At 72.5% G+C, this 928-nt stretch carries 1 protein-coding gene; it reads left to right on the top strand.

Annotated features, from left to right (window positions below):
- Positions 1–928, top strand: a 928-nt coding sequence (locus ADK41_RS04355; protein ID WP_245174600.1) for a condensation domain-containing protein, incomplete at both ends; no start/stop codon positions are given.

Here is a 928-nt window from a genome sequence, read left to right as displayed (position 1 = left end):
TGCGGCCTCTTCGCCGACACCCTCGCCCTGCCCTCCGTCACCATCGACGACCACTTCTTCCACCGCGGCGGACACTCCCTGCTCGCCACCCGGCTCATCTCGAAGATCCGGCAGGCCTTCGGTATACGACTCGGGGTACGGGAGATCTTCCAGTACCCGACCGTCGGGCGGCTGGCCGAGCTGATCTCGGTCGGCACCGGCGCGGACGAGCGACCGGCGCTGGTGGCGGGGGAGCGGCCCGAACGGCCGCCACTGTCCTCCGCACAGCAACGGCTCTGGTTCCTGGACCAGTTGGAGGGTCCGTCACCGACGTACAACATCCCGCTGGCCGTCCGGCTCACCGGCGCGCTCGACGCCGAGGCGCTGCGCCGCGCGCTGGTCGACGTGGCCGGCCGGCACGAAGCCCTGCGGACCACCTTCCCCTCCGAGAACGGCACGCCTCACCAGGCCGTCCGTTCCCTCGCGGAGACCGACCTCGCGCTCCCGGTGACCCCGGTGACGGAGGGGTCCCTGCACCAGGCGCTGGCCCGGCTGGCCGGCGTCACCTTCGACCTCGCCGCCGAGCTGCCCATCCGTGCGGATCTGCTGGCACTGTCCTCCGAGGAGCACGTGCTCCTTGTGGTGATGCACCACATCGCCTCCGACGGCTGGTCGAACGGCCCGCTCCTGCGGGACCTCGCCACGGCCTACGCGGCCCGCTCGCGGGGCGCGGCCCCCGAGTGGGTGCCGCTGCCGGTCCAGTACGCCGACTACAGCCTGTGGCAGCGCGGTCTCCTCGCCACCGAAGAGGAGCGGCAACTCGCCTTCTGGAAGGCTGCGTTGGCCGAGTTGCCGGAGGAGGCGACGCTGCCGGCCGACCGGCCGCGTCCCGCCGTCGCCTCCTATCGCGGGGCCACCCACGAGGTGACCGTTCCCGCCGTCACGCATG

It is taken from the genome of Streptomyces caelestis, from assembly GCF_001279005.1.
Lineage (GTDB): Bacteria > Actinomycetota > Actinomycetes > Streptomycetales > Streptomycetaceae > Streptomyces > Streptomyces heliomycini.
The sequence above is the reverse complement of the archived record's forward strand: the minus strand, read 5'-3'. Positions and strand labels throughout refer to the sequence as shown.